Here is a 5652-nt window from a genome sequence, read left to right as displayed (position 1 = left end):
GACGCGCCTGTCGCTCGTTGGACGAACTTGACAACGCGCCGGTGCACTTCGATCCGCTTGGCGGCTCCCCCGAACCCCGGCGATGACCCTGATACCCCTGAATCTCAACCCCACTCGGTGTCGTCGACCGTGCGCCACGAGGGCGAGCGATCGGCGGACCGAACAGGCGCAAAGCTAGACCTGCCTGTGAGGATCCGTCAAGGGCGCGTCGCACATTCCCGTGGGAACGGGCGCGGCGATCACCGCATTCCGTGAACGGAATGTCGCGGAAAGACGGGTCAGTTGAGGCCTGAGTAGGCGTGCAGACCCTTGAAGAACATGTTCACGATCGTGAAGTTGAAGAGCACCGCGGTGAAGCCGATGATCGACAGCCAGGCCGACCGAGACCCGCGCCAACCGCGCGTTGCACGCGCGTGGATGTACCCGGCGTAGAGCACCCAGATGACGAAAGTCCAGACTTCCTTGGTGTCGAAGCCCCAGTAGCGCCCCCACGCGTCGTTCGCCCAGATCGAGCCGGCGATGAGCGTGAAGGTCCAGAAGATGAAGCCGATGATGGCGAAGCGGTACGCGAGCGACTCCAGCGCATCGGCGCTGGGCAGCGTGCGCAGAAACCGCGGGCCCGTCTTGACCGCGTTCTGCGACGGCTCGGCCGCCGCGGCGGCGACCTTCCGCTCGCGCCGGGCCTGCATGAGCTGCAGCACCGACAGGCCGAAGGCGAGCGCGAAGATGGCCGTCGACAGCGACGCGACGAACACGTGGATGACGAGCCACACGGACTTCAGTGGGTCCATGAGGGGGACGATCTCGGTGTAGAACCAGATGGCGGTGCCGCCCAGCAGCACCACCACCAGGCCCGTGATGAACGTGCCCAGGAACCGCAGGTCGTAGCGGAACAGGACCGCGAGGTACACCGCGACGATGAGCATCGTGCCGGTGAGCGCGAACTCGTACATGTTCGACCACGGCACGCGACCGGCGGCGAGGCCACGCGTCACGTCGCCGCCCACGTGGAACAGGAAGCCCAGCACCGTCAGCGACGTGCCGATGCGTGCCCACACGAGACGCGCGCGCTGCCCGACCGGAGCGTTGAGCGCTTCTTCGGATGCAGACTCCTGTGCGCGCAGCGCCGCGACCGATTCGGAGCCCGCGTAGCCCGCGGCGGTCACGAGCTCACGCTCCCGGACGGCCTTCGTCGCGGCATCCTTCGCCGCCGCGTCCTTCGCTTCGACGGCGACGGCGCCGCGGCGCGACAGGTCGACGGTGTAAGCGATGAAGGCGAGGGCGTAGATCGCGATGGCCGTCCAGACCAGCAGCACCGAGACCGTGTCGAGCGAGAAGGGGGTGGCGTCGGGCATGATCCTCAGTCTACGTCGGGGGTGGTCTCGGACGGGGTCCGGGCGGTGTCGGGCAGCGAGGCCAGGTGCTTGACGGCGAACTGGTCGACGGCGGCCGCGAGTGTCGGGTCCTCGCCGCGGGCGAGCCCGGCGTACTCCAGGTGCACGGTGTGTCCCTGCACGACGGCTTTGACCCACATGCGGCGGCGCGGCACGAACAGCGCGGCGAGCAGCCCGGCGAGGGCGAGCACCGCGAAGACGAGCACCCACGTGGCCGCGGCATCCCGATGGATCGACAGCGAGACGTACCGCTTGACCGACCCGTCATAGCCCTGCGCACCGGCGGGCGCCTCGTTCTCGAACGTCACCGTGCCGCGGCCTCCCGGAAGCTCGGCGGTCTCGCCGGGTGCGAGCTCGAGCGATTTCACGTCGGTGCCGACACCCGTCAGCTTGTCCATCTCGCTCGTGTCGAGGGTGTACACCGACTTCGGCACGCCACCGTCGATGCCGAGGTCACCCACGTACACGTCGAGCGTGACGACGGGGTTGATGAGCGCCGGGTAGCTGGACGTGTATGCGCCGCTGTCGAGTTTGACCTGGGTCGGGTAGAAGAAGCCGACGAGGCCCACCTGGTCGCTGAGGCCGTCCGGCACCTTGATGACGCCGAGCGAGGTCATGTTCGTGTCCTGCGGCAGGAACGGCACGGCCTCCGAGAACACGACCTCGCCGTCCGCGTCGCGGATCGTGAGGGTCGGCGCGTAGCCGTTGCCCATGAGGTAGATGCGGTCGCCCGCCATGTCGAGCGGGTGGTTGACGCGCACCTCGCCCTTCTTCGTCGCCTGGCCCGCGTACTGCGTCGTCAGATTCGCGACGAAGTCGCCGGCCATGCCGGAGCCCTGCGATCCGTTCGGCTGATACGTCACGTCGAACCGGTCGAGGGTGAGCGCGTACGGCGCGAGTGCGTCCTCGTCGACGAACCGGCCGGGGTTGAACGACGTGTAGTCGAGCATCGTGTTGACCCACGTGCGGCCCTCGATGATGACCGTCTGCCCGGTGTACGTGAACCCGCCGCCGATGCCAACGGCCAGCAGCACCCCGACGAGCGCCGCGTGGAACACCAGGTTTCCCGTCTCACGCAGGTAGCCGCGCTCCGCCGACACCGAGAGCGACTTCGCGGTGTCGTAGCGCTCGACGCGATAGCCGGACTTGCGCAGCTGCTGCTCCGCCGCCTCCACCGCGGTCGCGGCGGCGGCTGCGGCATCCACGTCGTCCGAGTACTCGAGGATCTCGGAGCGGTGGGCGTCCAGCCGCGACAAGCGCGCCGGGGTGCGCGGCGGCTTCGCCCGCATGGCCTTGAAATGGTGCTTCGTGCGCGGGATGACGCAGCCCACGAGCGAGATGAAGAGCAGGATGTAGATCGCCGAGAACCACGGCGACGTGTACACGTCGAACAGGCTCAGCTTGTCGAGCACCGGTGCGAGATCGGGGTTGTCGACGAAGTACTGGCGCACGCCGTTGGGGTCGGCGCTGCGCTGCGGCACGAGCGAGCCCGGCACGGCGGCGATCGCCAGGAGCAGCAGCAGCACGAGGGCCGTGCGCATCGAGGTGAGCTGGCGCCACCCCCACCGCAGCCAGCCGATCACGCCGAGCGTGGGCTGCGTCACCTCGTCGGATGCCGCGCCGTCGGCGTGGTCGGCCGGACGCAGCGGATCCGATCCGCCCTCGGTCGCTGAGCCTGCTGAAGCGTCAGAGCGGGGCCGGGACACTCGTGAACACCCCCTGGAGCTGGGCCATCGCCACGGTCCACACGCCGGTCACCATCAGCAGGCCGAGCAGGATGAGCAGACCGCCGCCGATGAGGTTGACGACGCGGATGTGACGACGCACGAACGTGACCGAGCGCGTCGCCCAGCCGAATCCGAGCGTGATGAGAAGGAACGGGATGCCGAGCCCGAGCGAGTACGCGACGCCGAGGAGCGCCGCCCTGCCCACCGACCCGGAGTCGAACGACATCGTGAGGATCACCGCGAGGGTGGGTCCGATGCACGGCGCCCAGCCGATCGCGAGCGCGATGCCGAGCAGCGGTGCGCCGATGAGCCCGAGGTTGCCGCGCACCTGCGGACGCGCGATGCGCTGCGCGAGCCCGAACCAGCCGATGAAGACGAGCCCCATCGCGATGATCAGCACCCCCAGCACGCGCGTGATGATGTCGGCGTACTCGAGCAGGAACCGGCCGACCGTGCCGCCGAGCATCGCCATGCTGACGAACACCACAGTGAACCCGGCGATGAACAGCAGCACGCCGAGAACCAGACGGCCCTTCTGCTCCCGGTCGTTGAGCGGAGGGCGCTCTGGCGCCCGAAGACGAAACGCGCCTGAGGTGGCGGTGGCGTCGGGGCGTTTCGTCTCGCGCGTTCCTCGCTCGCTCAACGACCGGGGACCACGCGGCGCGACCGCACCGCCGATGAAGCCGAGGTAGCCGGGCACGAGCGGCAGCACGCAGGGAGAGAGGAACGACAGGGCGCCGGCGAGGAGGGCGATCGGGATGGCGATGAGGAGCGACCCGTCGGCGACGAGCTCGCCGAGGCTCACGACTCCTCCAGCGTCTCGCGCACGAGGGTCTCGAGGATCGACGGCTCCTCGATCTGCCCGATGAGGCGTGCGGCGACGCGCCCCTCCTTGTCGAGCACGAGGGTCACCGGCACGGCGTTGAGCGGCGTGGCCCCGGCGAACGCGAGCTTGATCGACCCGTCGACCGTGGTGAGCGCGCTCGGGTACTGCACGCCGAACTTCTTGGCGAACGCCTGCGACGCCTCGGCGCCGTCGTAGAGGTTGACCCCCAGGAACTTCACGTCCTGACCCTCGAACGCGTCGTACACCTTCGCGAGCTCGGGCGCCTCGACGCGGCACGGCGCGCAGCCGGCGTACCAGAAGTTCACGACGGTGACGTCGCCCGCGTAGTCGGCGCTGCTCGTCTTGTCGCCGGTGTCGAGCACGCCCTCGAACTCGATCGGGTCGGTGCGGTCGGCGGCCTTGATCTCGACGACCTCGAAGCCGTTGGCGGCGGCGACGAACCCCTTGTTGTCGCCCTCGCGGTACTGGTCGGCCAGCGGGTCGGCGGCGCACGCCGCGAGGCCTGCGACGAGTCCCAGGCTGAGCAGAACGGATGCCGCCGCCCGAACCCTCGAGAATCCCCGGCTCATACCGCCCCCACATCCACTGCGCCCGCCGTCGACGCCGGTTCGGCGTAGGCGGTCTCGGTCCATTTGCCGTCGACCATCTCGAAGCTCGTCACGCTCGACAGCGCGCAGCGTCGCGCGCGAGGATCGTGCCGCAGCGGCTGCCCGGTGACGGCGAGGTGGGTGATCCAGATGGGCAGCTGGTGCGACACGATGACGACGTCGCCCGAGTCCGTCCGCTCCCACGCCTCGGTCATGGCCTTGTTCATGCGGCCCACGACATCGGCGTACGGCTCCCCCCAGCTGGGCAGCGCGGGCTTGCGCAGGTGACGCCAGTTCCAGGGGTTCACGAGTGCGCGCGCCATGCGCTTGCCCTCGAACACGTTCGCGGGCTCGATCACCCGCTCGTCGATGACGGGCTCGATGCCGAAGAGCTCGGTGAACGGCTCGGCCGACTCCTGCGTGCGCTGCAGCGGCGAGCTGATGAGCACAGAGACCGGCCGCTCGAGCGACTTCACGTACTCCGCCGCCTGCCGCGCCATGCGCCGGCCGTCGGTGCTGAGGCGATACCCGGGGAGTCGCCCATAGAGCACGCGGGCGGGGTTGTGGACCTCCCCGTGGCGCACGAGATGGAGGCGAGCGGCGGGCACCGCACCAGTCTACGTGGGCGTCTTCTGTGGACCGGCTGAGCGTTCGCCCTACGGGACACCGGCGCCGGCGAGCCAGAAGGCGCACATCAGGACGAGCACGATGAGCACGGCGCCGACCACGGGCACCCAGAACGCGAGCCGGCGCAGCACCAGCAGCACGACGGCGCCGGCGACGGTCAGGGCGAGGGCCACCCATGGGCCGATGGTGCCCAGCAGGAAGCCCGCGGTGATGAGGTCGAAGTTGCAGTCGACGGCGCCGCACGGGTCAGACGCCATCGCGAGGAACACGCCCATGAACGACGCGAGCGCCGCCAGGACGACGGCGCCCACGACCAGGATGATCGTGAGGATGAGATCCCACACGCGGACCGGCCGCTTGGCGCGAGCCGCCGTGGCGTTTCCCGGTTCGGCGGAAGGGGCGGGCGGTGGCCCGGGCGCCACCGGCTCAGGCTCGGGCGTCGTCATGCCCGCATGCTAGCGGTCGCCCAC

At 69.5% G+C, this 5652-nt stretch carries 6 protein-coding genes; all 6 read right to left on the bottom strand.

All coding sequences use genetic code 11. The features are described 5' to 3' along the window. Window positions 1-278: 278 nt before the first annotated feature. The 6 genes from ccsB to JNB62_RS01120 are packed head-to-tail and all read right to left on the bottom strand — an operon-like array spanning window position 279 to window position 5628. Entirely contained in the window at window positions 279-1355 is a 1077-nt protein-coding gene (gene ccsB / locus JNB62_RS01145) for a c-type cytochrome biogenesis protein CcsB (protein ID WP_220299036.1), read from the bottom strand. A 5-nt stretch (window positions 1356-1360) separates the two neighbouring features. Continuing rightward, the gene (gene resB / locus JNB62_RS01140) at window positions 1361-3100 is read right to left on the bottom strand and encodes a cytochrome c biogenesis protein ResB (protein ID WP_220299035.1); all 1740 of its coding nucleotides are present in this window, start codon (window positions 3098-3100) and stop codon (window positions 1361-1363) included. After that, window positions 3081-3926 carry a cytochrome c biogenesis CcdA family protein gene (locus JNB62_RS01135; RefSeq protein WP_220299034.1) on the bottom strand — a complete coding sequence of 282 codons (846 nt, stop codon included), beginning with the start codon at window positions 3924-3926 and terminating at the stop codon, window positions 3081-3083. Before JNB62_RS01135 ends, resB begins: the two co-directional genes overlap by 20 nt. Then, on the bottom strand, window positions 3923-4537 hold the full coding sequence (locus JNB62_RS01130; RefSeq protein ID WP_220299033.1) for a TlpA family protein disulfide reductase: 615 nt from the start codon (window positions 4535-4537) through the stop codon (window positions 3923-3925). The genes JNB62_RS01135 and JNB62_RS01130 overlap by 4 nt, the downstream gene beginning before the upstream one ends. After that, window positions 4534-5163 (bottom strand): histidine phosphatase family protein, encoded by a 630-nt coding sequence (locus JNB62_RS01125; protein ID WP_220299032.1) that lies wholly within the window; start codon window positions 5161-5163, stop codon window positions 4534-4536. The genes JNB62_RS01130 and JNB62_RS01125 overlap by 4 nt, the downstream gene beginning before the upstream one ends. A 48-nt stretch (window positions 5164-5211) precedes the next feature. Further along, the gene (locus JNB62_RS01120; protein WP_223230851.1) at window positions 5212-5628 is read right to left on the bottom strand and encodes a DUF6264 family protein; all 417 of its coding nucleotides are present in this window, start codon (window positions 5626-5628) and stop codon (window positions 5212-5214) included. Window positions 5629-5652 lie beyond the last annotated feature (24 nt).

The organism is Microbacterium jejuense, from assembly GCF_019511665.1.
GTDB classification, from domain to species: Bacteria; Actinomycetota; Actinomycetes; order Actinomycetales; family Microbacteriaceae; genus Microbacterium; species Microbacterium jejuense_A.
Note: the sequence above shows the minus strand (reverse complement) of the source record. Positions and strands in the feature narration are given on the sequence as shown.

Bases quoted from the DNA above. Each gene is read 5' to 3' on its own strand.
- JNB62_RS01120 (WP_223230851.1), bottom strand. From the start codon at position 5,628: ATGACGACGCCCGAGCCTGAGCCGGTGGCGCCCGGGCCACCGCCCGCC.
- JNB62_RS01130 (WP_220299033.1), bottom strand. From the start codon at position 4,537: ATGAGCCGGGGATTCTCGAGGGTTCGGGCGGCGGCATCCGTTCTGCTC.
- ccsB (WP_220299036.1), bottom strand. From the start codon at position 1,355: ATGCCCGACGCCACCCCCTTCTCGCTCGACACGGTCTCGGTGCTGCTG.